This window comes from Pseudomonas sp. NPDC089758 (genome assembly GCF_044748705.1).
GTDB classification, from domain to species: Bacteria; Pseudomonadota; Gammaproteobacteria; order Pseudomonadales; family Pseudomonadaceae; genus Aquipseudomonas; species Aquipseudomonas putida_X.
The window spans coordinates 377,794-404,166 of sequence record NZ_JBIVGN010000003.1 but is presented as its reverse complement, the minus strand read 5'-3'; the positions used below and the strand labels follow the sequence as shown (position 1 = coordinate 404,166).

Below are 26,373 nucleotides of genomic sequence, written 5' to 3'. Positions count from 1 at the left end.
CCCACAGTCTGTACTGCGTCAACAGTCAGAATCCGGCATTTAGTCCCACCACCCCTTCAAGTCTAACCATACAAGCCGGCTTGCCGGCGATGAGGCCACAACAGGCGACACAAGCATCACCAAATCGCAGGCAATAAAAAACCGACCCTAGGGTCGGTTTTTCGACAAGCGTCGCTTAGGCAGCTGCAGCTTCTTTCAGCGCCTTGATGTGGCCATTCAGACGGCCTTTGTGGCGAGCAGCTTTGTTCTTGTGGATGATACCTTTGTCGGCCATACGGTCGATTACAGGTACAGCCAGAACGTAAGCGGCTTGCGCTTTTTCGGCGTCTTTTGCGTCGATGGCTTTGACTACATTCTTGATGTAGGTGCGGACCATGGAACGCAGGCTGGCGTTGTGGCTGCGACGCTTCTCAGCCTGTTTTGCACGTTTCTTGGCGGAAGGTGTGTTGGCCACCGTCGAGCTCCTCGAAAGACTTTAGGTAAATAGCAAACAAAATAGGCCGCGAATCATGCCGATCAGTTGAGCGGATGTCAAGGCCACCTGCAGGGTTCCGCCGAGCGGTGCACCAACAGGAGGGAAATATTCCTTTCTGCTGCACGACCTGTAAACTCGGGAATTTTTGGCTCCCCTGCGAAGGCGCGGGAGTATCGCACATTCGGACGCTGTCTGGCAGCGTCCTCTGCCCTTGGCGTGAATCTTTTCGATGAACCTGCTCAAATCCCTGGCTGCAGTCAGCTCCATCACCATGATTTCCCGGGTGCTGGGGTTCGTGCGTGACACCATCCTGGCCCGTGTCTTCGGCGCCGGCATCGCTACCGACGCCTTTTTCATCGCCTTCAAGCTGCCCAACCTGCTGCGGCGGATTTTTGCCGAGGGGGCCTTTTCCCAGGCGTTCGTGCCAATCCTTGCCGAATACAAGACCCAGCAGGGCGAGGAGGCGACGCGCACTTTCATTGCCTATGTCAGCGGCCTGCTGACGCTGGTCCTGGCCCTGGTCACGGTGATTGGCGTGCTAGCGGCACCCTGGGTGGTCTGGGCTACCGCCCCCGGGTTTGTGGACAATGCCGAGAAATACCAGCTGACCACCGACCTGCTGCGGGTGACCTTTCCTTATATATTGCTGATCTCACTGTCGTCACTGGTCGGCGCGATTCTCAATACCTGGAACCGTTTCTCGGTCCCGGCCTTCACGCCGACCCTGCTCAACGTGGCGATGATCATCTTTGCCCTGCTGCTCACGCCGTATTTCGACCCGCCCATCATGGCGCTGGCCTGGGGCGTGCTGGCCGGTGGCCTGGCGCAGTTGCTGTACCAGCTGCCGGCACTCAAGAAAATCGGCATGCTCGTGCTGCCGCGCCTGAACCTGCGTGACACAGGCGTGTGGCGTGTGCTCAAACAGATGCTGCCGGCCATCCTCGGTGTTTCGGTCAGCCAGATTTCGTTGATCATCAACACCATCTTCGCCTCCTTCCTGGTGGCCGGCTCGGTATCCTGGATGTACTACGCCGACCGCCTCATGGAGCTGCCCTCGGGCGTGCTGGGCGTGGCCCTTGGCACCATTTTGCTGCCGACCCTGGCCAAGACCTACGCCAACAAGGATCGCGAGGAGTATTCGCGGATTCTCGACTGGGGCCTGCGCCTGTGCTTCCTGCTCGTGCTCCCCTGCACGCTGGCCCTGGCGATACTCGCCGAGCCGCTGACCGTTGCCTTGTTCCAGTACGGCAAGTTCAGCGCCTACGACGCGGCGATGACCCAACGGGCACTGATTGCCTATTCGGTAGGCCTGCTGGCGATCATTCTGGTCAAGGTGCTGGCACCGGGCTTCTATGCGCAGCAGAATATTCGTACACCCGTGCGGATCGCGATCTTCACCCTCATCTGCACCCAACTGTTCAACCTGGCCCTGGTCGGCCCGCTGCAGCACGCCGGCCTGGCTTTGGCGATCAGCCTGGGCGCCTGCCTGAATGCGGGCCTGCTGTTCTGGAAGCTGCGCAGCCAGCAACTGTTCCAGCCGCAGCCGGGCTGGACGCTGTTCCTGCTCAAGCTGGTGCTGGCGGTGACGCTGATGGTGGCCGTACTGCTGGTGGGCATGCATTACCTGCCTGCGTGGGAGCAAGGCAACATGTTCGAGCGTTTCGTCCGCCTCGGGGCGCTGATCACGGCCGGCATCGTGACCTATTTCGGTTGCCTTTACCTGTGCGGCTTCAGGCCCCGGCATTTCGCCCGCAAGGCCCTGCACTGAGCTACAAGGCGAGTCAGGCGTCGGTTTTTCGTTTTCCACGCCGCACCCAGGCGCTGCTGCCTGTCACCAGCGCCCGGGTGTGGTTATAATCGGCCACTTTATGAGCAAGAAGCGCGTTATGCAGCTGGTTCGAGGTCTTCACAACCTGCGCCCCGAGCACCGGGGCTGTGTCGCCACCATTGGCAACTTCGACGGGGTTCACCGCGGCCACCAGGCGATCCTGGCGCGTCTGCGCGAGCGTGGCCAAGCGCTTGGCCTGCCTACGTGCGTGGTGATCTTCGAGCCGCAGCCGCGCGAGTACTTCGCTGCGGACACCGCGCCGGCTCGCCTGGCGCGCCTGCGCGACAAAATCGAGCTGTTGGCTGGCGAAGGTATCGACAGGGTCTTGTGCCTGGCGTTCAACCAGCGCCTGAGCCAACTCAGCGCCGATGAATTCGTCAAGGCGATCCTGGTCGACGGCCTGGGCGTGCGCCACCTTGAAGTGGGCGACGACTTCCGCTTTGGCTGCGACCGCGCGGGCGATTTCACCTTCCTGGTCGAAGCCGGCAAGCAGTACGGCTTCACCGTCGAGGCCGCCAACACGGTGATCCAGGACGGCTTGCGGGTCAGCAGCACCGAGGTGCGCCAGGCGTTGTCCGAAGGCAACTTCGAGCTCGCCGAGCACTTGCTGGGCCGCCCTTACAGCATTACCGGGCGCGTATTGCACGGCCAGAAGCTGGCCCGCCAGCTCGGCACGCCCACCGCCAACATCCAGCTCAAGCGGCGTCGTGTGCCGTTGTCCGGGGTCTACCTGGCCAGCATCGAAATCGACGGCAAGGCCTGGCCCGGGGTTGGCAATATCGGGGTGCGCCCCACGGTGGCCGGTGACGGCCGCCCGCACCTTGAAATTCATCTACTGGATTATGCCGGCGATCTGTATGGCCGGCGCCTGACGGTGGAATTCCACCACAAGCTGCGTGAAGAGCAGCGATTCGCCTCCCTGGAGGCGCTGAAGTCGGCGATCGATGCGGATATCGCCGCCGCACGTGCACATTGGCACGCTCAACCGCTAACGAAGAGCCTGAAATGACCGACTACAAAGCCACGCTAAACCTTCCGGACACCGCCTTCCCCATGAAGGCCGGCCTGCCTCAGCGCGAACCGCAGATCCTGCAGCGCTGGGACAGCATTGGCCTGTACCAGAAGCTGCGCGAAATTGGCAAGGATCGTCCGAAGTTCGTCCTGCACGACGGCCCGCCCTATGCCAACGGCAAGATTCACATCGGTCATGCGCTGAACAAGATTCTCAAGGACATGATCGTCCGCTCCAAGACCCTCTCGGGCTTCGACGCGCCTTACGTCCCGGGTTGGGACTGCCACGGACTGCCGATCGAACACAAGGTCGAAGTCACCCACGGCAAGCACCTGACCGCCGACCGCACCCGTGAGCTGTGCCGCGAATACGCTGCCGAACAGATCGAAGGGCAGAAGACCGAGTTCATCCGCCTGGGTGTGCTGGGCGACTGGGACAACCCGTACAAGACCATGAACTTCGCCAACGAGGCCGGTGAAATCCGTGCCTTGGCCGAAATGGTCAAGCAGGGCTTCGTGTTCAAGGGCCTGAAGCCCGTGAACTGGTGCTTCGATTGCGGCTCCGCGCTCGCAGAAGCCGAGGTCGAATACGCCGACAAGAAGTCGCAGACCATCGATGTGGCCTTCCCGGTCGCCGACGCCGACAAACTGGCTGCCGCCTTCGGCCTGCCGGCCTTGGCCAAGCCCGCTGCCATCGTGATCTGGACCACCACCCCGTGGACCATCCCCGCCAACCAGGCGCTGAACATCCACCCGGAGTTCAAGTACGCGCTGGTCGATACCGGCGAGCGTCTGCTGGTGCTGGCCGAAGAGCTGGTCGAGTCGTGCCTCAAGCGCTACGACCTGGAAGGTTCGGTCATCGCCACCGCCCAAGGCTCGGCCCTGGAACTGGTCAACTTCCGCCACCCCTTCTACGACCGTCTGTCGCCGATCTACCTGGCCGACTATGTCGAGCTGGGAGCAGGTACCGGTGTGGTCCACTCCGCGCCAGCCTACGGTGAAGACGACTTTGTCACCTGCAAGCGCTACGGCATGGTCAACGACGACATCCTCACGCCGGTGCAGAGCAACGGTGTGTACGTCGAGTCGCTGGAGTTCTTTGGCGGCCAGTTCATCTGGAAGGCCAACCCGGCCATCGTCGAGAAGCTGAGCGAAGTCGGTGCGCTGATGCATACCGAAACCATCAGCCACAGCTACATGCACTGCTGGCGCCACAAGACCCCGCTGATCTACCGCGCCACCGCGCAGTGGTTCGTGGGCATGGACAAGCAGCCCAACACCGGCGAGCCGCTGCGTGAGCGCGCGCTCAAAGCTATCGAAGACACCCAGTTCGTCCCAGCCTGGGGCCAGGCGCGCCTGCACTCGATGATCGCCAACCGCCCGGACTGGTGCATCTCGCGTCAGCGCAACTGGGGTGTGCCGATCCCGTTCTTCCTGCACAAGCAGACCGGTGAACTGCACCCACGCACCGTCGAACTGATGGAAGCGGTGGCCAAGCGTGTCGAACAGGAAGGTATCGAGGCCTGGTTCAAGCTGGACGCCGCCGAACTGCTCGGTGATGAAGCCGGCCAGTACGACAAGATCACCGACACCCTGGACGTGTGGTTCGACTCCGGCACCACCCACTGGCATGTATTGCGCGGCTCGCATGACATCGGCCACGCCACCGGCCCGCGTGCGGACCTGTACCTGGAAGGCTCCGACCAGCACCGTGGCTGGTTCCATTCCTCGTTGCTGACCGGTTGCGCCATCGACAACCACGCGCCGTATCGCGAACTGCTGACCCACGGCTTCACCGTGGACGAAAGCGGTCGCAAGATGTCCAAGTCGCTGGGCAACACCATCGAGCCGGAAAAAGTCAACAACACCCTGGGTGCCGACATCCTGCGCCTATGGGTCTCGGCTACCGACTATTCGGGTGAGATGGCCGTTTCCGAGCAGATCCTGCAGCGCAGCGCCGACGCCTACCGCCGTATCCGCAACACCGCACGTTTCCTGCTTTCCAACCTGTCCGGCTTCGACCCGGCCCGCGATCTGCTGGCCCCGGAAGATATGCTGGCCCTGGATCGCTGGGCAGTGGACCGTACCCTGCTGCTGCAGCGCGAGCTGGAAGAGCACTACAGCGAGTACCGCTTCTGGAATGTCTACTCGAAGATCCACAACTTCTGCGTGCAGGAGCTGGGCGGCTTCTACCTCGACATCATCAAGGACAGGCAGTACACCACTGGCGCCAACAGTGTTGCACGCCGCTCCTGCCAGACCGCGCTGTACCACATCAGCGAAGCGCTGGTGCGCTGGATCGCGCCGATCCTGGCCTTCACCGCCGATGAAATCTGGCAGTACCTGCCGGGCGAGCGCAACGAGTCGGTCATGCTCAACGGCTGGTACCAGGGCCTGACCGAGCTGCCCGAAGGCACCGAGCTGGATCGCGCTTACTGGGGCCGCGTGATGGCGGTCAAGGCTGCGGTCAACAAGGAGCTGGAAAACCAGCGCGCCGCCAAGGTCATCGGTGGCAACCTGCAGGCCGAGGTCACCTTGTTCGCCGAAGAAGGCCTTAGCGCCGACCTGGGCAAGCTGGGCGATGAGCTGCGCTTCGTTCTCATCACCTCCGCTGCCAGCGTGGTGCCGTTCGCCCAGGCGCCGGCCGATGCCGTGGCCACCGAAGTCGAAGGCCTCAAGCTGAAAGTGGTCAAGTCTGGCCACACCAAGTGCGGCCGCTGCTGGCACTTCCGCGCCGACGTCGGCAGCCATCCGGAGCACCCGGAAATCTGCAGCCGTTGCGTCGACAACCTGAGCGGTTCCGGTGAGGTGCGCCATTATGCCTAACCCTGCAGTGGGGCGCTTCGGGCGCCTTGCATGGCTCTGGCTCAGCCTGCTGGTCCTGGTCGTTGACCAGGCCACCAAGCTGTATTTCAACAACGCCCTGAGCATGTACCAGCAGATCGTGGTCATCCCTGACTACTTCAGCTGGACCCTTGCCTACAACACCGGCGCGGCGTTCAGCTTCCTGGCCGACAGCTCTGGCTGGCAGCGCTGGCTGTTCGCACTGATCGCCGTGGTGGTCAGCGCCGTGCTGGTGGTCTGGCTCAAGCGCCTGGGGCGCAACGAGACCTGGCTGGCCGTAGCGCTGGCGCTGGTGCTCGGTGGCGCGCTGGGCAACCTGTACGACCGCATCGTGCTGGGCCACGTGGTGGACTTCATCCTGGTGCACTGGAAGAACGTTCATCACTTCCCGGCCTTCAATGTGGCCGACAGTGCCATCACCGTTGGTGCGGTGATGCTGGCGCTGGATATGTTCAAGAGCAAGAAGTCTGAGGATCCGGTCCATGACTGACACCCGTATCGGCCAGAACACCGAAGTTACCCTGCACTTCGCGCTGCACCTGGAAAACGGCGATACCGTCGACAGCACGTTCGACAAGGCCCCAGCCACCTTCAAGGTCGGCGACGGCAACCTGCTGCCGGGCTTCGAGTCCGCACTGTTCGGCTTCAAGGCCGGTGACAAGCGCACGGTCGTGGTTGCCCCGGAGAATGCCTTCGGCCAGCCTAACCCGCAGAACGTACAGGTCATGCCACGGTCCCAGTTCGAGGGCATGGAATTGTCCGAAGGGCTGCTGATCATTTTCAACGATGCCGCCAACACCGAATTGCCCGGTGTGGTCAAAGCGTTCGATGACAACCAGGTGACCATCGACTTCAATCACCCACTGGCAGGCAAGACCCTTACCTTCGAGGTGGAGATCCTCGAGGTGAAGGCCCTGTAAGCCTGGAGCCGAGCATGCAAATCAAACTCGCCAACCCTCGCGGTTTCTGCGCAGGGGTCGACCGGGCGATCGAGATCGTCAACCGTGCGCTGGAAGTCTTCGGCCCACCGATCTACGTGCGCCATGAAGTGGTGCACAACAAGTTCGTGGTGGAAGACCTGCGCAGCCGTGGCGCCATCTTCGTCGAAGAACTGGATCAGGTACCGGACGACGTCATCGTCATTTTCAGTGCCCATGGTGTTTCCCAGGCCGTGCGCCAGGAAGCCGCCGGTCGCGGCCTGAAAGTGTTCGATGCCACCTGCCCGCTGGTGACCAAGGTGCATATCGAGGTCGCCAAGTACAGCCGTGACGGTCGCGAGTGCATCCTGATCGGCCACGAAGGGCACCCGGAAGTCGAAGGCACCATGGGGCAATACGACGCCAGCAACGGCGGCGCCATCTACCTGGTCGAAGACGAGGACGATGTGGCCCAACTGCAAGTGCGCGACCCGGAGAACCTGGCGTTTGTCACCCAGACCACGCTGTCGATGGACGATACCAGCCGGGTCATCGATGCCCTGCGTACGCGCTTCCCGAACATCGGCGGCCCGCGCAAGGACGATATCTGCTACGCCACCCAGAACCGCCAGGACGCCGTCAAGCAACTGGCCGGTGAGTGTGACGTGGTGCTGGTGGTGGGCAGCCCCAACAGTTCCAACTCCAACCGCCTGCGTGAGTTGGCCGAGCGCATGGGTACCCCGGCCTACCTCATCGATGGTGCCGAGGACATGCAGCGCGGCTGGTTCGACCAGGCGGCACGGATCGGTATAACTGCCGGCGCTTCGGCCCCGGAAGTGCTGGTGCGGGGCGTGATCGACCAGCTCAAGGCCTGGGGTGCCACGGGCGCCGAAGAGCTCGATGGGCGCCCCGAGAACATCACGTTCTCCATGCCCAAAGAGCTACGGGTGCGTTCACTGATCTGATCAGCGGCCTGCGCACAGGGAATCTTCCGGTTCTCCCGTGCGCAGGCTGACCCTACCGCTGGTCGCCAGCACAACATGATGCCGGCTGGTTGCAGACGAACCCTTACAGACCTCAAGCCGCCCCCCTGAGAAGTTGTTGTTTTTTCCCAGCGGCACACCCAGTGCGCTGAACCTTATCTGGCTCCCGGTATTGTCCTTCACCCGCTGGGGCCGAGCCGGTCGGTACTCGCGCAGCAACTGCTGGTTATGCTCTAGCAGCACGCGCCAACCCTTGCCCCAATCATTATCCAAAGGCTGGACCACCACCGCCTGGCTCTGCAGGGCCGCGTGGCCGCGTGCGCTACGCAGCGTCTGGGCCAAGTTGCGGGCCACTGCTGCCCTGTGCAGCTCATCGCTCAATTTCGCGTAGGCCGGCACGCCAAGCTGGGTCAGCAGCGCCGCCATAGCCAGCCCGAACATCATTTGTATCAGTGTTACGCCCTGTTGCTTCACCGTGCATTCCTCCCTGGAAGTGCTTGGCTGTAGCTTCAGGTTCGGTGGGCGAGAGGTCCAGTCGAGCAGGTGCAAGGCAATTGCGGGAAATATCGCAGGAGGTGCAGGGATGCACGCGAATCAACGGGGCATGACGCTTCTGGAGGTACTGTTGGCCGTAGCGGTCGTGGCATTGGGCATGTTCGCTGCTGCAGGGTTGCAGCTTCAGGCATTGCAGGCCACTGACAGCGCGCGTCGCGACATGCTGGATGCGTTGGGCGCGCATACGTCGCTTGAACGGGGCAGGGCCGCGGGCAAGCTGACGGTGCCGAGGCAATGAGGCGTAAGCAAGGTGGCTTCGGCCTGGTCGAAGCGCTGCTTGCGCTGGCCATCGGCCTGATGCTGCTGACTGCAGCCAGTCACCTTTTCATCTCGGCCCACCAAGGCTGGCGCCTTCAATCTGCGGCGCTGCGCATGCAGGCGGACGCCCGTCTGGCCTTGCTGCGCATGGCTCAGGATATCCGTATGGCGGGCATGTTCGGTTGTTTGCGCCTGAGGCCTGAGGACTTCAAGGACCCGTCTGCGCGGGATGCTTTTGCGCGGCCTGTGCGGGTTGGCCCGGCAAGCCTGAGCCTGGTAGTGGCGGAACTGCCAGGGCTCCCCGGGGTTCCGGACTGGACCTTGCTCACCGATTGCGTCAAGAACGCCGAGGTGCAGAAGGGGCGTGCGAACAGCACGAGCTTGCCGTTGGCCTTTCCTATCAGCCGGCACCACTACCAACTCCACGACGGCACGCTGAGGTTCGTGCGGCGCAACAACCCTCAGCCATTGGTCGACCACGTGCGTGAACTGCACATTGAGTCTGCCGACACCGCCGAGGGGCAGCGGGTGGATGTGCAACTGACCTTGTTCGATCCTGATCTGGGCATCGAACAGCGTTACGGCATGAGTGTGGCGGTCCGCAACCCGGTTGCCCGGCCATGAAGCGCCAGCGTGGCATGGTCCTGCTGCTGGCGCTGGTGTTCAGCCTTTTGCTTGGCCTGCTGACGGCTTCGGCGTTGCGCGATGCCCTGGTGGAAGCGCGCATGGCCGGCTACCTGCGCGAGGGTTTGCAGGCACTCGATCAGGCCGAAGCCACGCTGCTGGTCGCAGAGGCCGAACTGCAGCGCGCGCCCCCTGGGTTGTGCCAGGCGTGCCTGCCACCCCCGCGCGCGCATGACTTGCTGGGGCAATGGCAAGCCAGCCAGAGCGGTTACTTCCAACTGCAGAACCTTGGCCAGACAACCCTGGCCGCGCATCGGCCGGGGGATGAGCCCGTCACGCTTTACCGAGTGACCGCAGTCAGCCGGCAACTCGCGGCCAGGCAAGTGCTGGAGGCGGTGTATGCCGTGCCAGCGGCTCAAACACAGGCGCCGCAGCGGATTCTGTGGCGGCAGAGACTGAAGGGAGACTGACATGCAGCAAGGCCTGAGCCTGATCGAACTGTTGATTGTCGTGGCTGTCACCGGCATTCTGGCAGCCATTGCCTACCCCAGTTACAGCGACCAGCTCAGGCGAGCCGCACGCAGCGAAGTGGTTGGCCTGCTGCATGACGCTGCCCTGCGCCTGGAACACCACCGTGTACGCACCGGCCAGTACGCCGAGGGCGAACCGGTACTGCCCGTTGGCAACCGCCATTACAGCCTGCATGCCGAACGTGGCAGCGATACCTTCACGCTGCGTGCACGGCGGCTGCCGCATGGTTTGATGGCCGATGACCGCTGCGGTGATTTTCAGCTCGACCAGGCAGGTGTACAGAGCAATCCGGGTGGCACCGTGGCCATTGCGCGCTGCTGGGGAAGCTGAAGGTTGAATGATGCCCGTGCATCGCGGTTTTACTTCAGGTGTTGGATCGACAGATGAACAAGCAAGTAGTGGTGGTCGGCGGCGGGGTGATCGGCCTGCTGACGGCGTTCAACCTGGCTGCGAAGGTCGGCCAGGTAGTGGTATGTGATCAGGCCGAGGTCGGGCGTGAATCGTCTTGGGCGGGCGGCGGCATCGTCTCGCCGCTTTACCCTTGGCGCTACAGCCAGGCAGTCACCGCGCTGGCGCACTGGTCGCAGGACTTTTATCCACAGCTGGGGGAACACCTGTTCTCCAGCACCGGTATCGACCCGCAAGTCCACACCACCGGCTTGTACTGGCTTGACCTGGACGACGAGGCCGAGGCGCTGGCCTGGGCGGCGCGCGAGCAGCGGCCGCTCAGCCCTGTGGATATCTCGGCGGCCTACGACGCGGTCCCCGTACTGGGCCCAGGCTTCAAGCGCGCCATCTACATGGCAGGGGTGGCCAACGTACGCAACCCCCGGTTGGTCAAGGCCCTGAAGGCGGCGCTGCTGGCACTGCCCAACGTGACCTTGCGCGAGCACTGCCAGATCACCGGCTTTGTTCGCGACGGTGAGCGCGTGACTGGCGTGCAGACGGCAGACGGCGTGCTGCAGGCCGATGATGTCGTGCTCAGCGCGGGCGCCTGGAGCGGCGACCTGCTGCGCACGCTGGGGCTTGAACTGCCGGTGGAGCCGGTGAAGGGCCAGATGATCCTGTTCAAGTGCGCTGCGGACTTCTTGCCGAGCATGGTGCTGGCCAAGGGGCGCTATGCGATCCCGCGCCGTGACGGGCACATTCTGGTGGGCAGCACGCTGGAGCATGCCGGGTACGACAAGACCCCGACCGAGGAGGCACTGGTGAGCCTCAAGGCTTCGGCGGTGGAACTGTTGCCGGAGCTTGCCGATGCCACGGTGGTGGCGCACTGGGCCGGGCTGCGGCCGGGGTCGCCTGAAGGCATTCCGTATATCGGCCAGGTGCCGGGGCATGACGGGTTGTGGTTGAACTGCGGGCATTACCGCAATGGGTTGGTGCTGGCGCCGGCATCGTGCCAGTTGTTCACTGATTTGCTGACGGGGGGCGAGCCTATCATTGACCCGTCGCCTTATGCCCCGGCCGGGCGTCTGGGCTGATATCGCCTGGGCCGCTGGGCGGCCCAATCGCCGGCAAGCCGACCCCACAGGTTGTGCACCTGTTTTGGATGCTACGTAGTGCCTGTGGGCGGTACTGGCTCAATCTCGCTGGCTTGGCCCCTGCTGAAGGTGCGCCTGGCTGCAATACCACTGGCTGCCTTGCTGCAGCGCCCGGTCATTGGGCAGGTGTACGCCGCAGTGGGCGCAGCGCACCATCTTCAGCGGGTCGTCGAGTTTCGGCTCGGACGGCGACTGCTGGCTGATCTTGAATTTGCGCCACAGCCAGAACGCGGCGGCGATCAGGGCGATCCAGAAAAGTAGGCGAACCATGGTGTCCAGCTTGTCTATTGATTGAGGCGATAGTCTAGGGCGCGGCCAATAAAAAAGGGAGACCTCAGTCTCCCTTTCTCGTACCCCGTTGGATCAGTCGAACAGACCAAAGGTCATGTAGCTGAACCAGGAACGGTCTTTCTCGGCTTCCTTCGGCCCCTCCGGCAGGATCGGGTCGCCGTTTTCATCTTTGGGCAGCAGGTCCTGCGGCATCTCGGAGCGGGCATCCTGGAACTGGCGGACCACGTCCTGGTTGGCGCGGGTTTCACCCGGTGGCAGCGGGGCGTCGGTCTCGATCAGGCCCAAGGTGGCCTTGGACAGCCAGCCGCGGCCGTCAGACTCGGTCTGCTTGGGCTGGAACTCGCCATCGACCAGGCTCGGGTGGTCAGGGTAGTTGAGCTTGAGGGTTTCCAGGCTGGTGGCGGCCAGTTCGTCCAAGTGCATCTTCTGGTACGCCTCGACCATCACGGCCAGGCCGTCGCCGACCGATGGGGTTTCCTGGAAGTTTTCCACCACGTAGCGGCCGCGGTTGGCGGCTGCCACGTAAGCCTGGCGGCTCAGGTAGTAGTCGGCCACATGGATTTCATAAGACGCCAGCAGGTTGCGCAGGTAGATCATGCGCTGCTTGGCGTCCGGGGCGTAGCGGCTGTTGGGGAAGCGGCTGGTCAGCTGGGCGAACTCGTTGTACGAGTCGCGGGCGGCACCCGGGTCACGTTTGGTCATGTCCAGCGGCAGGAAGCGCGCCACCAGGCCGCGGTCCTGGTCGAACGAGGTCAGGCCTTTGAGGTAGTAGGCGTAGTCGACGTTCGGGTGCTGCGGGTGCAGGCGGATGAAGCGCTCGGCAGCCGACTTGGCAGCCTCGGGCTCTGAGTTCTTGTAGTTGGCGTAGATCAGCTCGAGCTGCGCCTGGTCGGCGTAACGGCCGAACGGGTAGCGCGACTCCAGGGCCTTGAGCTTGTTCACGGCGCTGTTGTAGCTGGAGTTGTCCAGATCAGCCTGGGCCTGCTGATACAGCTCGGCCTCGCTGAGGTTCTCGTCAATGACCTCTTTATTAGAGGAACAGGCCGCGGTAAGCCCGAGGATGGCGATCAGCAGCAGGTGTTTCACTTGCATAGCGGCTTGCGTCCCTTTGACGGCCGCTGTCTTGGGCGGTGCCGTCCTGTTATGATGAGCGCCCCGGCCAACCCCGGGACAAAAGAAGCCGTATTTAACCACAAGCTCGCAGCCGAAACCAAAGGCTGTGCGCCCGCCGAATCGAGCATGTCCGAGATCATTCAACTTAGCGCAGAGGTACCGTCCGAACTGGGCGGTCAACGCCTCGACCAGGTCGCCGCCCAATTGTTCGCCGAGTACTCGCGTTCGCGGCTTACTTCGTGGATCAAAGAGGGCCGCCTGACGGTCGATGGCGCCGTCGTGCGCCCTCGAGACACCGTCCATGGTGGCTCTGTGCTTGCACTTGAGGCCGAGCAAGAGGCCCAGGGCGAGTGGATCGCCGAAGACATCAAGCTGGACATCGTCTACGAAGACGACCAGATCATGGTGATCAACAAGCCGGCCGGGCTGGTCGTGCACCCGGCTGCCGGGCACGCCAGTGGCACATTGCTCAACGCCTTGCTGCACCATGTGCCGGATATCGTCAACGTACCGCGCGCTGGCATCGTCCATCGCCTGGACAAAGACACCACCGGCCTGATGGTCGTGGCCAAGACCTTGCAGGCGCAGACCAAGCTGGTCGAGCAGCTGCAAAGCCGTACGGTCAGCCGGATCTACGAGTGCATCGTGATCGGCGTGGTGACTGCCGGCGGCAAGATCAACGCCCCGATCGGCCGTCACGGTGGCGCACGCCAGCGCATGGCGGTGACCGAAGGCGGCAAGCCGGCGGTCAGCCACTACCGTGTGCTCAAGCGCTTCCGTTCGCACACCCACGTGCGGGTCAAGCTGGAAACCGGCCGTACTCACCAGATCCGTGTGCACATGGCCCATGTTGGTTTCCCGCTGGTCGGCGACCAGACCTACGGCGGCCGCTTCCGCATCCCGCCGGCAGCCAGCCCGACCATGGTCGAGGCGGTCAAGACCTTCCCGCGCCAGGCCCTGCACGCACGCTTCCTGGCGCTGGACCACCCCACTACCGGTGAGCGCATGGAGTGGGCGTCGGAGCTGCCGGATGATTTCGTCTGGTTGCTGTCGCTGCTGAATCAGGACCGCGAGGCGTTTATCGGATGAGTGGCCTGGCGCAGGCGCTGCTGTTCCCCGACTGGCCCGCACCGGCCACGGTTCGCGCCTGTGTCACGACCCGCCAGGGCGGCGTCAGCTTGCCGCCCTACGCATCTTTCAACCTCGGTGATCACGTGGGTGACGACCCCCTTGCGGTCGCCGAGAACCGCCGCCGCCTGAGCGACGAATTCGTCATTCAGCCCGCCTGGCTCAAGCAGGTGCACGGCCTGGCCGTGGCGGATGCCGACCCCTCGGTGGTCGCCGAAGCCGACGCCAGCTGGACCGACCAGCCAGGCATTGCCTGCACCGTAATGACCGCCGACTGCCTGCCCGTGCTGTTCTGCGACCGCGCAGGCACCCGTGTGGCTGCCGCGCATGCCGGCTGGCGCGGGCTGGCCGGTGGCGTGCTGGAAGCCACGCTGGAGCGCCTGGCATTGCCGCCTGAAGAGGTGCTGGTGTGGCTGGGGCCTGCCATCGGCCCGCAAGCATTCGAAGTGGGCCTGGAGGTGCGGGATGCCTTCACCGCCGTGCACCCAGAGGCTGCCAAGGCTTTTGTCGAGGGTGAGCGGCCGGGCAAGCTGATGGCCGACATCTATGCACTGGCGCGCATTCGCCTGGCGGCGCGCGGCGTTACTGCCGTCTATGGTGGTGGCCTGTGCACCGTCAGTGATGCACGGTTCTTCTCGTATCGCCGCACCTCGCAGGGCGGGCGATTCGCTTCGCTGGTCTGGCTGGCCCCGCACTGATCGGCTGGCACCGTTAATCCATAAGGCTGACTTTAGTCAACCCCGCTACGCTTGAATCTTCCAGAATCACCCTTATCTATAAGGTCATCTCAGGCAGGTTTCTTCATCAAAGGCGCTGTCCATCGCTCCGACCTGCCCTTATCAGGAAGGTATCCCCATGCGAATAGACCGTTTGACCAGCAAGCTTCAATTAGCGATATCCGATGCCCAGTCCCTGGCCGTTGGCATGGACCACCCTGCCATCGAACCCCTGCACCTGTTGCAGGCGTTGATCGAGCAGCAAGGTGGTTCGATCAAGCCACTGCTGATGCAGGTTGGCTTCGACATCAACAACCTTCGCCAGACACTGGTAAAAGAACTCGACCAGCTGCCGAAAATCCAGAACCCCACCGGCGATGTGAACATGTCGCAGGACTTGGCGCGCCTGCTCAACCAGGCCGACCGCCTGGCCCAGCAGAAGGGCGACCAGTTCATTTCCAGCGAGCTGGTGCTGCTCGCCGCCATGGATGAGAACAGCAAGCTCGGCAAGCTGCTGCTCGGCCAGGGTGTGAGCAAGAAGGCCCTGGAAAACGCCATCAACAACCTGCGCGGCGGCGCGGCGGTGAATGACGCCAATGCCGAAGAATCGCGCCAGGCGCTGGACAAGTACACCGTCGACCTGACCAAGCGTGCCGAGGAGGGCAAGCTGGACCCGGTCATTGGCCGTGACGACGAGATCCGCCGCACCGTGCAGGTGCTGCAGCGCCGTACCAAGAACAACCCCGTGCTGATCGGCGAACCCGGCGTGGGCAAGACTGCCATCGCCGAAGGCCTGGCCCAGCGCATCATCAACGGTGAAGTGCCCGACGGCCTGAAGGGCAAACGCCTGCTGGCGCTGGACATGGGCGCGCTGATCGCCGGTGCCAAGTACCGCGGTGAGTTCGAGGAGCGCCTCAAGTCATTGCTCAACGAGCTGTCCAAGCAGGAAGGCCAGATCATCCTGTTCATCGACGAGCTGCACACCATGGTCGGCGCCGGTAAAGGCGAAGGCGCCATGGACGCAGGCAATATGCTCAAGCCGGCGCTGGCGCGTGGCGAACTGCATTGCGTCGGTGCCACCACGCTCAACGAATACCGCCAGTTCATCGAGAAGGACGCAGCCCTTGAGCGACGCTTCCAGAAGGTATTGGTAGAAGAGCCGAGCGAGGAAGACACCATCGCCATTCTGCGTGGCCTCAAAGAGCGCTATGAAGTGCACCACAAGGTGGCCATCACCGACGGCGCGATCATTGCTGCGGCCAAGCTCAGCCACCGCTACATCACCGACCGCCAGCTGCCGGACAAGGCCATCGACCTGATCGACGAAGCGGCCAGCCGTATCCGTATGGAGATCGACTCCAAGCCGGAGGTGCTCGACCGCCTCGACCGTCGCCTGATCCAGCTGAAGGTGGAATCCCAGGCGCTGAAGAAAGAGGAAGACGAAGCCGCCAAAAAACGCCTGGAGAAGCTGACCGAGGAAATCGAGCGCCTGGAGCGTGAGTATTCCGACCTGGAAGAGATCTGGGCGTCGGAGAAGGCAGAAGTGCAGGGCTCGGCGCAGATTCAGCAAAAGATCGAGCAAGCCCGCCAGGAACTGGAAGCGGCCCGTCGCAAAGGCGACCTGAACCGCATGGCCGAACTGCAGTACGGGGTGATCCCGGACCTGGAGCGCAGCCTGCAGATGGTCGACCAGCACGGCAAGACCGAAAACCAGCTGCTGCGTAACAAGGTGACCGAGGAAGAAATTGCCGAAGTGGTGTCCAAATGGACCGGCATCCCGGTGGCCAAGATGCTCGAAGGCGAGCGCGAAAAACTGCTGAAAATGGAAGACCTGCTGCACCAGCGCGTGATCGGCCAGAACGAGGCGGTGACCGCCGTGGCCAACGCCGTGCGCCGCTCGCGTGCCGGGCTCTCCGACCCGAACCGGCCAAGTGGTTCGTTCATGTTCCTCGGCCCGACCGGCGTGGGCAAGACCGAGCTGTGCAAGGCCCTGGCCGAATTCCTGTTCGACACCGAAGAGGCCATGGTGCGGATCGACATGTCCGAGTTCATGGAGAAACATTCCGTGGCTCGCCTGATCGGCGCCCCACCAGGCTACGTAGGTTATGAAGAGGGCGGTTACCTGACCGAAGCGGTACGGCGCAAGCCCTACTCGGTGGTGCTGCTGGATGAAGTGGAGAAGGCTCACCCGGATGTGTTCAACGTGCTGCTGCAGGTGCTCGAGGATGGCCGCCTGACTGACAGCCATGGCCGTACGGTGGACTTCCGCAACACGGTGATCGTGATGACCTCCAACCTGGGCTCGGCGCAGATCCAAGAGCTGGCCGGTGACCGCGAAGCGCAGCGTGCAGCAGTGATGGATGCGGTGGGTGCGCACTTCCGTCCGGAGTTCGTCAACCGGATCGACGAAGTGGTGGTGTTCGAGCCGTTGGGCCGCGAGCAGATCGCCGGTATCACCGAGATCCAGCTTGGCCGCCTGCGCAGCCGCCTGAGCGAGCGCGAGCTGGCCCTGAGCCTGAGCCCGGAGGCGTTGGACAAGCTGATCGCGGTAGGGTACGACCCGGTGTATGGCGCGCGGCCGCTGAAGCGAGCGATCCAGCGCTGGATCGAGAACCCGCTGGCGCAAATGATCCTGGCCGGCAAATTCATGCCGGGTTCGGCGATCACTGCCAAGGTGGAAGGCGAAGAAATCGTGTTTGCCTGATCCTTTCGCTACAAAAACCAGCCCCGCACCTGCGGGGCTTTTTTATAGCTGCTGCCTTTGCCCAGCCATCGGGAAGCCCTGTGCAAGGCAGCCTGCCGGCCAGGATGCCCGGCCAAACCCCGCAAAACCGGGGCCTCGCCAGTTTTTTTCATAACTTGCTGAAATTTTTGAAAAAAGTGCTTGCACAGAAATAAGAGTGCCCCTAATATACGCCGCGTTGTCAGGCACTAAGCGAATCACAAGCAACACCGGTGACCGCAAAACAACTTAGAAATCAGTAAGTTGAATGAAAAAAAGTGGTTGACAAGCAAAACGAAGAATGTAGAATAGCCGGCCTCAGCAGCGACAACGCGAAAGCGGATAGCCAAAGAGATCGAAGCTAACACAGACTTCGAAGCTGTAAAGATGTACCGAAGTTCAGTTCCGCGATAGCTCAGTCGGTAGAGCAAATGACTGTTAATCATTGGGTCCCTGGTTCGAGTCCAGGTCGCGGAGCCAATCTCGGGGTGTAGCGCAGTCCGGTAGCGCGCCTGCTTTGGGAGCAGGATGTCAGGAGTTCGAATCCCCTCACCCCGACCATTTTCAGGGTCGTTAGCTCAGTTGGTAGAGCAGTTGGCTTTTAACCAATTGGTCGTAGGTTCGAATCCTACACGACCCACCATGTAAAAAGGGCATCTCGACTGAGATGCCCTTTTTCTTTTGCCTCGGTTTTATCCAGCGCAAAAAAATGCACCGCCTGGTGCAAATCTCCCGTATTCATTCGTCATGAACCTCCCCAAGAAGTTGGACATCAATCCAACGTCCTTGGGCAGTCCATCCTGCGACAGCGACTGTCTTGCTCAACTTCTAAGGCTGGCGCGATCCAGGTGGGAGCCGGCTTGCCGGCGATGGTCCGCAAAGCGGACCCAGATGCTCGCGGGTCCCGTCGAGCGCGCTCGGGCTGTTACAGGTCCGCTATGGGGGCTGCTGCGCAGCCCATCGCCGGCAAGCCGGCTCCCACCCCGACCGCGCAGTTCTTCAGGCCTGCGTTGTACCTGTTGAAGCAACTGCCTTGCTCAATTTCTCAAGGCTGGCGCGCCCCCTGTGGAAGCAACTGCCTTGCTCAACTTCTCAAGGCTGGCGCGACCCCTGTGGAAGCAACTGTCTTGCTCAACTTCTAAAGGCTGGCGCAATCCCTGTGGGAGCCGGCTTGCCGGCGATGAGGCCAGTAGAGACAACCTGAACCTCAAGCCTCTACCAGGCAGGTCAGTGCAGCTTCAGTCGCGGCTCAGTGCCCCGCCCAATCTTGCTACCCAGCATCATCATCGCCGTGCGGAAGAACCCATACAGCGCCATCTGGTGCATGCGGTACAGCGACACATAGAACATCCGCGCCAGCCACCCCTCCAGCTTCACGCTCCCCATCAGGTTGCCCATCAGGTTCCCCACCGCCGAGAAGCGCGACAGCGATACCAGCGACCCGTAATCCTTGTAGCTGTACGTCGGCAGCGGCTTGTTCTCCAGGCGCGCTTTCAGGCTCTTGGCCAGCATTTCAGCCTGCTGGTGCGCCGCCTGGGCGCGTGGCGGTACATTGCGGTCGCTGCCCGGTTGTGGGCAGGCTGCACAGTCACCGAAGGCGAAGATGTCATCGTCGCGCGTGGTTTGCAGGGTAGGGCGCACCACCAGCTGGTTGATACGGTTGGTTTCCAGACCGTCGATATCCTTGAGGAAACCCGGCGCACGAATACCGGCCGCCCACACCTTGAGGCTGGCTTGGATCACTTCGCCGCTGGCGGTCTTCAGGCCATCGGCGGTCACTTCGCTGACGGCAGCGTTGGTCATCACTGTAACGCCGAGCTTTTCCAGGGTTTTGTGCACCGGCACGCTGATGCGCTCTGGCAGCGCCGGCAGTACGCGCGGGCCCGCCTCGATCACGGTGATGTGCATGTCCTTGGGTTGGATACGGTCCAAACCATAAGCTGCCAGCTCATGCGCGGCGTGGTGCAGTTCGGCCGCCAGCTCCACACCGGTAGCACCGGCGCCGACGATCGCCACGCTGATCTTCTCACTGGCCTGGTCACCGGCATGGGCACGCAGGTAGTGGTTGAGCAGTTGCTGGTGGAAACGCTCGGCCTGCTTGCGGGTATCCAGGAACAGGCAGTGCTGCGCCGCGCCCAAGGTACCGAAGTCGTTGGTGTTGCTGCCCACGGCAATGACCAAGGTGTCATAGCGCAAGGTGCGTGCAGGCACCAGCTCGCGGCCCTCTTCATCCAAGGTGGCGGCCAGTTGGATCTGCTTGCCTTCACGGTCCAGGCCGCTCATGCGCCCCAACTGGAAGTTGAAGTGGTTCCACTTGGCCTGGGCCACGTAGTTCAGTTCGTCTTCCGAGGAGTTGAGCGAGCCGGCGGCCACTTCGTGTAGCAGCGGCTTCCAGATGTGCGTGAGGTTGGCGTCGACCAGGGTGATATCGGCCTGTTTACGCTTGCCGAGGGTTTTACCCAGGCGGGTCGCCAGTTCCAGGCCGCCGGCGCCGCCGCCGACAATCACGATGCGATGAGTCATGGGGATATCTCATAAGGTTTACGGAATTCTTGGCCCAAAGGGCCGGCCGCAAACTGTATGAGGGGAGGGCGAGCGCGAGGCAGCTCATAGCACCAGTCCACTCAACAGGCGGCTGAGGAGGCCCAGCCCGATGGTCACGGCCACCACCAGCACAAGGAGCAGCCACGGCCGGAATGGCTTGCGCTCGACTTGGTGCTGAGGGGCTCGCAGATACTCATCGACACGACGCTGATCTTCCGGATTCAGTCGGCTGGTCATGGTGGGCCTCGTCAGGTAGACGTATGTGACTGCCCGAACGCTACAGCGTTCCGGCAAGTACTTGAGACAAATGATAAAGCTTTCTATCCCTGGCGCCGAGTGTACGCCATCGCAAAGAGTCTCGGCACTGGATCAAAGACTGATGCCCACGTCGAACACAATGCTGCGCCCCAGGTTGCCGCGCAGAAAGTCTGGGGCGTCCGGGTGGGCGAACAGCACACGGGCGAAGGTCGGCCCCACCAGCGACAGCGAGCGCCACCCCTGGCGCAGGTACTCGGTGGGGGGCGGGAAGTGGGTGTTGAGGTCGAGTACTTCACGCTTGAGGCTGGCGAAAGCGATGATGTCCAGCTCGCTCAGGTCCAGCCCGCGTTCGCGATAGTTGTGGGCCTTTTTGCGCAAGGTGGGTGCCAGCCGCGCCAGCAGCTCGGTGGCCGCGATACGCCTGGGCCGCGCCTCGCGCCGTACCAGCTGGGCCAGTGAAAAGGCGCTGCGCCTGCGCTGCAGCTCTTCGCGCCACTCATCATTGAGCCGGCGGCCCTCGTCAAGCACGAAAAACACCTCGAACGACGCATCGCGGAACAACACATCGGGCGGCTCCTGGCCGGCCGGGGTGAAATCTTCACTGCGATAGGGGATGTTCAGCCCCTGCAGCAGGCGCTGGCATACCCACCGCTCCCGCTCCCATTTGCGAGCATTGGAAAGGAAGGCATTGGCTTGTTCGGCCTGGATGGTAAGCAGGCGCAGGTAGTCTGAGTCATCCATGCTCACAGCTTAGACGCTAAACCATGACGATAAGATGCTGTTTTTGAATGGGTGTAGACTCAGGTATGTCCACAGGCTCGACAGGGGCATTCGTCAAGTGATCAGCGCGCACGTCTTGTCCAGCACCAGCCTCACGCTCGGTTGGGTAGGGTTCGTCCCCATACTGCTGTGGGCAGCCAGCCGCACCCGCTGGCTGGAACTGTTCGCCGACAGCCGCCGGCAGCACCTGCTGTTCGGTACGGTGTTCTGCCTGTTCGCACTATGGCTGGTCAGGCGCGACTTCGACACCGGTGTGTCGTACCACTTCATCGGCATGACCGCCGTGACCTTGTTGCTGGACTGGCCGCTGGCGGTGCTCGGCGGGTTTCTGGCCCAGCTCGGCTTGTTGGCGCTGGGGCGCCAGGACCTCGCCGCGCTTGGGGTCAACGGCCTGCTGCTGATCGGCCTGCCGGTGCTGGTCACCGAAGTGTGCGCCATTCTGGTCGAGCGGGCGCAGCCGCGTAACCTTTTCGTTTATATCTTCTGCTCAGGGTTTTTTCCCGCAGCACTGACGGTGCTGGTGTGCCTGCTGGCCGGGTTGGGCTTGCTGTGGCTGGACGGGCGGTTCGCCATGCCAGAGTGGCTCAGCGACTTTGTCGGTTACCTGTGGCTGATGATGTTCCCGGAGGCCTTCATCAACGGCATGGTGATCAGTGCGCTGGTGGTGTTCTGCCCGGAATGGCTGGAGACGTTCAACCGCACGCGGTACCTGCAGGCACCGTGGAAGGACGATGAGCGGTGATCACTTGCCCCGCTCGGCCCGCCCCGGTGCAGCGCCTTAGTGCCGTGGCTCCAGGTCCCCCGAATACAACTCATCCTCGGCCTCTTGCGACCCCGCGATCTTGTGCTCTTCAGCCGCCCAGGCACCCAGGTCGATCAACTTGCAGCGGTCAGAACAGAACGGCCGGAACGCGTTTTTCGCGTCCCATTCCACAGGTGCGCCACAGGTAGGGCAATCGACGGTCAATGGCTGGCTCATGGCTGGCCTCCTCGTAAAGTCAGGTAAAAGTGGTGCAGATGGTCGATCTGCGCATGCAGCGCGGCAAGGTCACTGTCGTTGACCACCACATCATCGGCATGGCGCAAACGCTCTTCGCGGGCCATCTGAGCCTTGAGAATGGCCTGCACCTGCTCGGGGCTGGTGTTGTCGCGCTGCAAGGTGCGTGCAACCTGCAGCGCTTGCGGTGCATCGATAACCAGTACGCGCTGGGTTTTCTGAAACTGGCCAGACTCGATCAGCAGCGGCGACACATACACCGCATACGGCGACTCAGCCTTGGCCAGGTAGCTGAATATTTCCTGCCCGATCAGCGGGTGCAGCAGCTGTTCAAGCCACTTGCGCTGGGCCGGGTCGGCGAATATCACCTGGCGCAACGCTGTGCGGTCGAGCTGGCCGTCCTCCAGCAGCACGCCCGGGCCAAAGCGCTCGACGATGCTGGCCAGGGCCGGGCGGCCAGGCTCCACGACCCAGCGCGCTGCCTGATCAGCATCGACCAGGTGCACACCAAGCTCGACGAAGCGCTCGGCGGCGGCACTTTTGCCGCTGCCAATGCCGCCGGTGAGGCCGAGAATCCAGGGGGTGAACGGCGCAGTGGTCATCAGAATCCAAGCAGTTGCAGGTATGAGGCGTATATTTCATCACCCCAGAGCACGGCAATCCACCCCGCAATGGCCAGATAAGGACCAAAAGGTATCGCCGTGCCCATCGAATGGCTACGCAGGCGCAGCATGCACACCCCCACCACCGCCCCGACCAGCGACGACAACATCAAGGTCAACGGCACTGCCTGCCAGCCGCCCCAGGCCCCGATCAGCGCCAGCAGCTTGAAGTCGCCGTAACCCATGCCTTCCTTGCCGGTGATCAGCTTGAACAGCCAATACACCACCCACAGGCTGAGATAACCGGCCACCGCGCCCCAGATGGCGTCAGGCAATGGCACCACGGTAGCGAAAACGTTGACGATCAGCCCCAGCCACAGCGTTGGCAGCACTACCACATCCGGCAGGATCTGCTTGTCGTGGTCGATAAGGCTCAGCGCCAGCAGGCTCCAGGTAAAGGCCAGCAAGGCCAGTGCTTGCAGCCCGGCACCGGAATGCCAGGCCACCGCCAGCGACAGCCAGGCGCAGGCCAGCTCCACCAGCGGGTACCGTAAGCCGATAGGCTGTTTGCACGCAGAACAGCGCCCGCGCAAGGCTAGGTAACTGAGCACTGGAATATTTTCCCAGGCACGAATCGCGTGCCCACAGTGCGGGCAACGTGAGGCGGGCAGGCACAGGTCGAAGCGCTCGTGCTCATCGCTCGGCAGCCCCAGCGCCTCCTGCGCTTCACGCTGCCATTGGCGCTCCAGCATGATCGGCAGCCTGTACGCCACCACATTGATGAAGCTGCCGACCAACAGGCCAAGCACAGCCGCCACGGTGTAGAAATACGCCGGATGTTCGGCCAGTAACGTCCATAAAGTCATGTTCAGATCAAACTACCCAACTGGAAGATCGGCAGGTACATCGCCACCACCAGGCCACCGACCAGCAGGCCCAGGATCAGCACGATGGCTGGCTCCAGCAGGCTGGTCAACTGGTCCAGCGCCTGGCTGACCTGGTCCTCGTAAAGGCTGGCGGCTTTTTCCAGCATCTGGTCCAAGGTGCCGCTCGACTCACCGATGGCCGTAAGCTGTACCAGCAGCGGCGGGAATAACGGCTCAGCCGCCATCGCCTGATGCAGCCCTTGCCCATTGGCCATGCCCTGGCGCAGCCGTAAAACGGCCCGCTCGTGCAGCTCGCCGCCACAGGCCCTGGCCACGGTGGCCAGGCCATCCAACAGCGGAACCCCAGCGGCATACGCCGTGGCCAGGCTGCGCGCGAAACGGGCCAGCGCCGCTTGCCCCAGCAGCCGACCGAACACCGGCAGGCGCAGCACAGAGCGAGCTATCCACAGGCGCGCTGGCGCATGGCGCCGATACAGCTGGCGCACACCCAACATCACCCCAAGCAGGGTTATCAACAGCAGCGGCCCATGGCGGCCCAGCCCTGTGGAAAAGTCGATGACCCATTGCGTGAACGCCGGCAGCCCAGCATCAAAGCCGCTAAACAGGCTTTCAAAGCGCGGAATCACCTCCAGCAACAGCACCGCCGACACGCCCAAGCCCGTGAGCAACAGCAGCAGGGGATACAGCATCGCTTTACGCACCCGTTTGAGCAGTGCCTGGCGCTGCTCCAGCATGCCCGCCAGTTGCTCGAGCTGCCGGTCGAGCGTGCCGGATTGCTCACCCACCCGTACCAGGTTGCAGTACAGCCCGTCGAACCACTGCGGGTGGCGCTGCAACGCGTCCGCCAGCCCCAAGCCCGCCGCCACATCCTGTTGCAAACGCTCCAGCAACGCCGCCTGCCCCGCGCCGCACCCACTGCGGCCCATCACCGCAAAGGCCTGCAGCAGCGGCACACCCGCCTTCAGCAACGTAGCCAACTGCCGGCTGAAACCCGCCGGGTCGCTTTTCACCCGACGTTCAGGCCAGCGCCATGCCAGCCCGCCAGCGGGCCGTAAACTGGCAACGCGAATGCCCTGGCGCTGCAGCCCGGCCCGCACATAGGCCGGGCTGCGCCCAGCCATCTGCCCGCGCACTGCCGCGCCATTGGCATCGGTGCCCTGCCAGGCGTACAGCTGTGTTGAATGGTTCATGCAAAGGTCCTTTTCTGCCCGAGCGACAAGCCTGGAAACAGCTTGCCGTGTCCATGAAGGGGCGCGCATTGGCGATGCTCACTAGAGTAGTTCAGCGAAGGTGACGCCCCGGCAGGCAGGGGTGACAAAAGGTGTCTGTTCAGGCCTACTGCGCCGCTGCCAGCCGGGTCGAGCCTGACCTCAACGAACACGCGTATCAAAAAGGAATCCGTTCATGAAAGGGCAACGCGGTATCACCCTGATCGAACTGATGATCGTCGTCGCGATCATCGGCATCCTGGCGACCATCGCCATCCCGATGTACACCAACCACCAGTCACGCACCAAAGCGGCTGCCGGTTTGCTGGAGATCAGCGCGCTGAAGGCAGCGATGGACCTGCGCTTGAATGAAGGAAAGGATGTGGCCGATGCAGCCGCACTGGGCGGCCAGCCCGCCACTGCCCATTGCGCGATCACCGCCGCCGGCAAAGCTGCCGACGGCAGCGCGAGCATCGTCTGCACTCTGGTGGATGCCCCGGCCAACGTGGTGGGCAAAGCCCTCACCCTGACGCGTTCGGCTACCGGCTGGCGCTGCACCACCAACATCGAGGAAGACCTGGCGCCCAGTGGCTGCAAAGGGGCCTGAGGGTAGGGGAATAAGCCAGGCGAAACAGGCGTTTGCGTAACGGCTGCGGCAGTGGTACGTTGCGCTACACGCCGGTGTAGCTCAGTCGGTAGAGCAGCGCACTCGTAACGCGAAGGTCGCAGGTTCGATTCCTGTCTCCGGCACCACTTCAGGTTCCAGCGAAGGCTACCAAAATCTCTGAAACCTCGTAAAACCCGCCTTCTGGCGGGTTTTTTCGTTATGGCGTTCCGTGGGAATCCGACAGCTGCCAGCCGATTTAGGGGTAACGTTTTGGATAAAGTCGGTTCGATAAGGCGGTTTAGCGTTATGGTCGTACTACTGCTCCCCTGACCGACACCGCAGTGGCTACAGGTTTTTCGTCGCATCGAGTCGCGGGGTGCTCTGGAGAAGCTGCGCAAGGTCAGGCAACGCTGCCAAGAGGTCTATCGTCTCGCGATCGCCACTGGCCGTGCTGAGTACAACCCTATCTCTGATATCGGTGGAGCACGTCAGACGCCTACGTTTCGACACAGTTCGACCGTGCCGCGACCTGGTGCAAGGGCAGGTCGTTCAGCCCCCTCCCTCCCTCTCGGATGCGCAGATGGTGAAAACCGCCACGCTCCTGACTAGCGCTGATCTGCAGTAGAGCAGCTTCCTTTCGGGTCGGCGGAGGTCGTCATACCGCAGTGCGGTAAGCATGGTCCCATCGTGTAGCCCTTGAGCAAGTCCGACGATGGTCATCGAGTAGCGCCTTGGCCTAGTGGGGCGCCCAGGATCTGTGTATCCCTTTATTTCTTGGAGACCGCTTCGGAGCGGGCACTTGCTTTTCAGTCTCAGCGGGAGTACCGGCCGAGGGGCTGTGGGCGACCGGTCACTAGCTCACGGCTATGCTTAGGCCAGCACATCGCTGCGTTTCGTTTATTTCGTTTGTTGCAATTTTCGTTTATTGCGATTATAAAATCTCTACCTGCCGT

At 62.6% G+C, this 26,373-nt stretch carries 27 protein-coding genes, 4 tRNA genes and 1 pseudogene; 21 read left to right on the top strand and 11 right to left on the bottom strand.

Annotated elements, in window-relative coordinates; genetic code table 11:
- Nucleotides 1-175: 175 nt before the first annotated feature.
- Nucleotides 176-454 carry a 30S ribosomal protein S20 gene (rpsT, locus tag ACIPZH_RS06530; protein ID WP_003247625.1) on the bottom strand — a complete coding sequence of 93 codons (279 nt, stop codon included), beginning with the start codon at nt 452-454 and terminating at the stop codon, nt 176-178.
- Nucleotides 455-704: 250 nt separating this feature from the next.
- Here rpsT and murJ point away from each other — a divergent pair, with 250 nt between their 5' ends.
- The 6 genes from murJ to ispH all read left to right on the top strand — a co-directional run bounded on the left by murJ (nt 705) and on the right by ispH (nt 8,040).
- Nucleotides 705-2,243, top strand: coding sequence for a murein biosynthesis integral membrane protein MurJ (gene murJ, locus ACIPZH_RS06525; protein WP_241807158.1), 1,539 nt, complete (start codon nt 705-707; stop codon nt 2,241-2,243).
- Nucleotides 2,244-2,361: 118 nt separating this feature from the next.
- Nucleotides 2,362-3,312, top strand: coding sequence for a bifunctional riboflavin kinase/FAD synthetase (ribF, locus tag ACIPZH_RS06520; protein ID WP_267818927.1), 951 nt, complete (start codon nt 2,362-2,364; stop codon nt 3,310-3,312).
- Nucleotides 3,309-6,140 (top strand): isoleucine--tRNA ligase, encoded by a 2,832-nt coding sequence (gene ileS, locus ACIPZH_RS06515; RefSeq protein WP_400635612.1) that lies wholly within the window; start codon nt 3,309-3,311, stop codon nt 6,138-6,140. The genes ribF and ileS overlap by 4 nt, the downstream gene beginning before the upstream one ends.
- Entirely contained in the window at nt 6,133-6,648 is a 516-nt protein-coding gene (gene lspA / locus ACIPZH_RS06510) for a signal peptidase II (RefSeq protein WP_241807161.1), read from the top strand. Before ileS ends, lspA begins: the two co-directional genes overlap by 8 nt.
- Nucleotides 6,641-7,078, top strand: a complete 438-nt coding sequence (fkpB, locus tag ACIPZH_RS06505; protein ID WP_103445784.1) for an FKBP-type peptidyl-prolyl cis-trans isomerase — start codon at nt 6,641-6,643, stop codon at nt 7,076-7,078. Before lspA ends, fkpB begins: the two co-directional genes overlap by 8 nt.
- A gap of 14 nt (nt 7,079-7,092) precedes the next feature.
- On the top strand, nt 7,093-8,040 hold the full coding sequence (ispH, locus tag ACIPZH_RS06500) for a 4-hydroxy-3-methylbut-2-enyl diphosphate reductase (RefSeq protein WP_400635610.1): 948 nt from the start codon (nt 7,093-7,095) through the stop codon (nt 8,038-8,040).
- Here ispH and ACIPZH_RS06495 read toward each other — a convergent pair whose 3' ends face one another.
- Nucleotides 8,041-8,532 (bottom strand): GspH/FimT family pseudopilin, encoded by a 492-nt coding sequence (locus ACIPZH_RS06495; protein ID WP_400635608.1) that lies wholly within the window; start codon nt 8,530-8,532, stop codon nt 8,041-8,043.
- A gap of 109 nt (nt 8,533-8,641) precedes the next feature.
- Between ACIPZH_RS06495 and ACIPZH_RS06490 the strand changes: the two genes are divergently transcribed.
- From ACIPZH_RS06490 to thiO, 5 genes are read left to right on the top strand one after another with little or no spacing between them, the layout of a single operon-like run.
- Nucleotides 8,642-8,851 (top strand): prepilin-type N-terminal cleavage/methylation domain-containing protein, encoded by a 210-nt coding sequence (locus ACIPZH_RS06490; protein WP_400635606.1) that lies wholly within the window; start codon nt 8,642-8,644, stop codon nt 8,849-8,851.
- Complete coding sequence (locus tag ACIPZH_RS06485; protein WP_400635604.1) at nt 8,848-9,495, top strand: PilW family protein; 648 nt, start codon at nt 8,848-8,850, stop codon at nt 9,493-9,495. The genes ACIPZH_RS06490 and ACIPZH_RS06485 overlap by 4 nt, the downstream gene beginning before the upstream one ends.
- A complete protein-coding gene (locus tag ACIPZH_RS06480; protein ID WP_241807166.1) occupies nt 9,492-9,965 on the top strand; it encodes a hypothetical protein in 474 nt (157 codons plus the stop codon). Before ACIPZH_RS06485 ends, ACIPZH_RS06480 begins: the two co-directional genes overlap by 4 nt.
- A gap of 1 nt (nt 9,966) precedes the next feature.
- Entirely contained in the window at nt 9,967-10,356 is a 390-nt protein-coding gene (locus ACIPZH_RS06475; protein WP_267818907.1) for a type IV pilin protein, read from the top strand.
- A gap of 53 nt (nt 10,357-10,409) precedes the next feature.
- Nucleotides 10,410-11,507 (top strand): glycine oxidase ThiO, encoded by a 1,098-nt coding sequence (gene thiO, locus ACIPZH_RS06470; protein WP_400635601.1) that lies wholly within the window; start codon nt 10,410-10,412, stop codon nt 11,505-11,507.
- Between the two features lie 99 nt (nt 11,508-11,606).
- Here thiO and ACIPZH_RS06465 read toward each other — a convergent pair whose 3' ends face one another.
- Both ACIPZH_RS06465 and ACIPZH_RS06460 read right to left on the bottom strand, forming a co-directional pair.
- On the bottom strand, nt 11,607-11,837 hold the full coding sequence (locus ACIPZH_RS06465; protein ID WP_400635599.1) for a PP0621 family protein: 231 nt from the start codon (nt 11,835-11,837) through the stop codon (nt 11,607-11,609).
- 93 nt (nt 11,838-11,930) lie between these two features.
- On the bottom strand, nt 11,931-12,950 hold the full coding sequence (locus ACIPZH_RS06460) for an outer membrane protein assembly factor BamD (protein WP_039602970.1): 1,020 nt from the start codon (nt 12,948-12,950) through the stop codon (nt 11,931-11,933).
- A gap of 147 nt (nt 12,951-13,097) precedes the next feature.
- On the opposite strand from ACIPZH_RS06460, the gene rluD reads away from it, so the two are divergent.
- The 6 genes from rluD to ACIPZH_RS06430 all read left to right on the top strand — a co-directional run bounded on the left by rluD (nt 13,098) and on the right by ACIPZH_RS06430 (nt 18,180).
- Nucleotides 13,098-14,060: a 23S rRNA pseudouridine(1911/1915/1917) synthase RluD gene (gene rluD, locus ACIPZH_RS06455; protein WP_400630243.1), complete on the top strand. Its 963-nt coding sequence runs from the start codon at nt 13,098-13,100 to the stop codon at nt 14,058-14,060.
- Nucleotides 14,057-14,797 (top strand): peptidoglycan editing factor PgeF, encoded by a 741-nt coding sequence (pgeF, locus tag ACIPZH_RS06450; RefSeq protein WP_400635597.1) that lies wholly within the window; start codon nt 14,057-14,059, stop codon nt 14,795-14,797. Before rluD ends, pgeF begins: the two co-directional genes overlap by 4 nt.
- A 157-nt stretch (nt 14,798-14,954) precedes the next feature.
- The gene (clpB, locus tag ACIPZH_RS06445) at nt 14,955-17,519 is read left to right on the top strand and encodes an ATP-dependent chaperone ClpB (RefSeq protein ID WP_400635595.1); all 2,565 of its coding nucleotides are present in this window, start codon (nt 14,955-14,957) and stop codon (nt 17,517-17,519) included.
- 422 nt (nt 17,520-17,941) lie between these two features.
- Nucleotides 17,942-18,017 (top strand) — tRNA-Asn (locus tag ACIPZH_RS06440).
- Nucleotides 18,018-18,021: 4 nt separating this feature from the next.
- A tRNA-Pro gene (locus ACIPZH_RS06435) sits at nt 18,022-18,098 on the top strand.
- A gap of 6 nt (nt 18,099-18,104) precedes the next feature.
- Nucleotides 18,105-18,180, top strand: a tRNA-Lys gene (locus ACIPZH_RS06430).
- 584 nt (nt 18,181-18,764) lie between these two features.
- On the opposite strand, the gene ACIPZH_RS06425 is transcribed toward ACIPZH_RS06430, so the two are convergent.
- The 3 genes from ACIPZH_RS06425 to ACIPZH_RS06415 form a co-directional block, all read right to left on the bottom strand.
- Nucleotides 18,765-20,060: an NAD(P)/FAD-dependent oxidoreductase gene (locus ACIPZH_RS06425; RefSeq protein WP_400635593.1), complete on the bottom strand. Its 1,296-nt coding sequence runs from the start codon at nt 20,058-20,060 to the stop codon at nt 18,765-18,767.
- A gap of 84 nt (nt 20,061-20,144) precedes the next feature.
- Nucleotides 20,145-20,318 (bottom strand): DUF3094 family protein, encoded by a 174-nt coding sequence (locus ACIPZH_RS06420; protein ID WP_267818895.1) that lies wholly within the window; start codon nt 20,316-20,318, stop codon nt 20,145-20,147.
- A gap of 132 nt (nt 20,319-20,450) precedes the next feature.
- Nucleotides 20,451-21,080, bottom strand: a complete 630-nt coding sequence (locus ACIPZH_RS06415; RefSeq protein ID WP_012316343.1) for a DUF1780 domain-containing protein — start codon at nt 21,078-21,080, stop codon at nt 20,451-20,453.
- A gap of 34 nt (nt 21,081-21,114) precedes the next feature.
- Here ACIPZH_RS06415 and ACIPZH_RS06410 point away from each other — a divergent pair, with 34 nt between their 5' ends.
- Entirely contained in the window at nt 21,115-21,861 is a 747-nt protein-coding gene (locus ACIPZH_RS06410) for an energy-coupling factor ABC transporter permease (protein WP_400635590.1), read from the top strand.
- A 36-nt stretch (nt 21,862-21,897) separates the two neighbouring features.
- Here ACIPZH_RS06410 and yacG read toward each other — a convergent pair whose 3' ends face one another.
- The 4 genes from yacG to ACIPZH_RS06390 are packed head-to-tail and all read right to left on the bottom strand — an operon-like array spanning nt 21,898 to nt 24,795.
- A complete protein-coding gene (yacG, locus tag ACIPZH_RS06405; RefSeq protein ID WP_241807175.1) occupies nt 21,898-22,098 on the bottom strand; it encodes a DNA gyrase inhibitor YacG in 201 nt (66 codons plus the stop codon).
- Nucleotides 22,095-22,718 (bottom strand): dephospho-CoA kinase, encoded by a 624-nt coding sequence (gene coaE, locus ACIPZH_RS06400; RefSeq protein WP_241807176.1) that lies wholly within the window; start codon nt 22,716-22,718, stop codon nt 22,095-22,097. The genes yacG and coaE overlap by 4 nt, the downstream gene beginning before the upstream one ends.
- Complete coding sequence (locus tag ACIPZH_RS06395) at nt 22,718-23,584, bottom strand: prepilin peptidase (RefSeq protein ID WP_400635588.1); 867 nt, start codon at nt 23,582-23,584, stop codon at nt 22,718-22,720. Before ACIPZH_RS06395 ends, coaE begins: the two co-directional genes overlap by 1 nt.
- 2 nt (nt 23,585-23,586) lie before the next feature.
- Complete coding sequence (locus ACIPZH_RS06390) at nt 23,587-24,795, bottom strand: type II secretion system F family protein (protein ID WP_400635586.1); 1,209 nt, start codon at nt 24,793-24,795, stop codon at nt 23,587-23,589.
- Nucleotides 24,796-25,009: 214 nt separating this feature from the next.
- Here ACIPZH_RS06390 and ACIPZH_RS06385 point away from each other — a divergent pair, with 214 nt between their 5' ends.
- From ACIPZH_RS06385 to ACIPZH_RS06375, 3 genes and pseudogenes are all read left to right on the top strand, one after another.
- A complete protein-coding gene (locus tag ACIPZH_RS06385; protein ID WP_400630255.1) occupies nt 25,010-25,420 on the top strand; it encodes a pilin in 411 nt (136 codons plus the stop codon).
- A 70-nt stretch (nt 25,421-25,490) separates the two neighbouring features.
- A tRNA-Thr gene (locus ACIPZH_RS06380) sits at nt 25,491-25,566 on the top strand.
- Between the two features lie 202 nt (nt 25,567-25,768).
- Nucleotides 25,769-26,029: pseudogene (locus ACIPZH_RS06375) on the top strand (phage integrase central domain-containing protein); the annotation flags it as partial.
- Nucleotides 26,030-26,373: the final 344 nt, after the last annotated feature.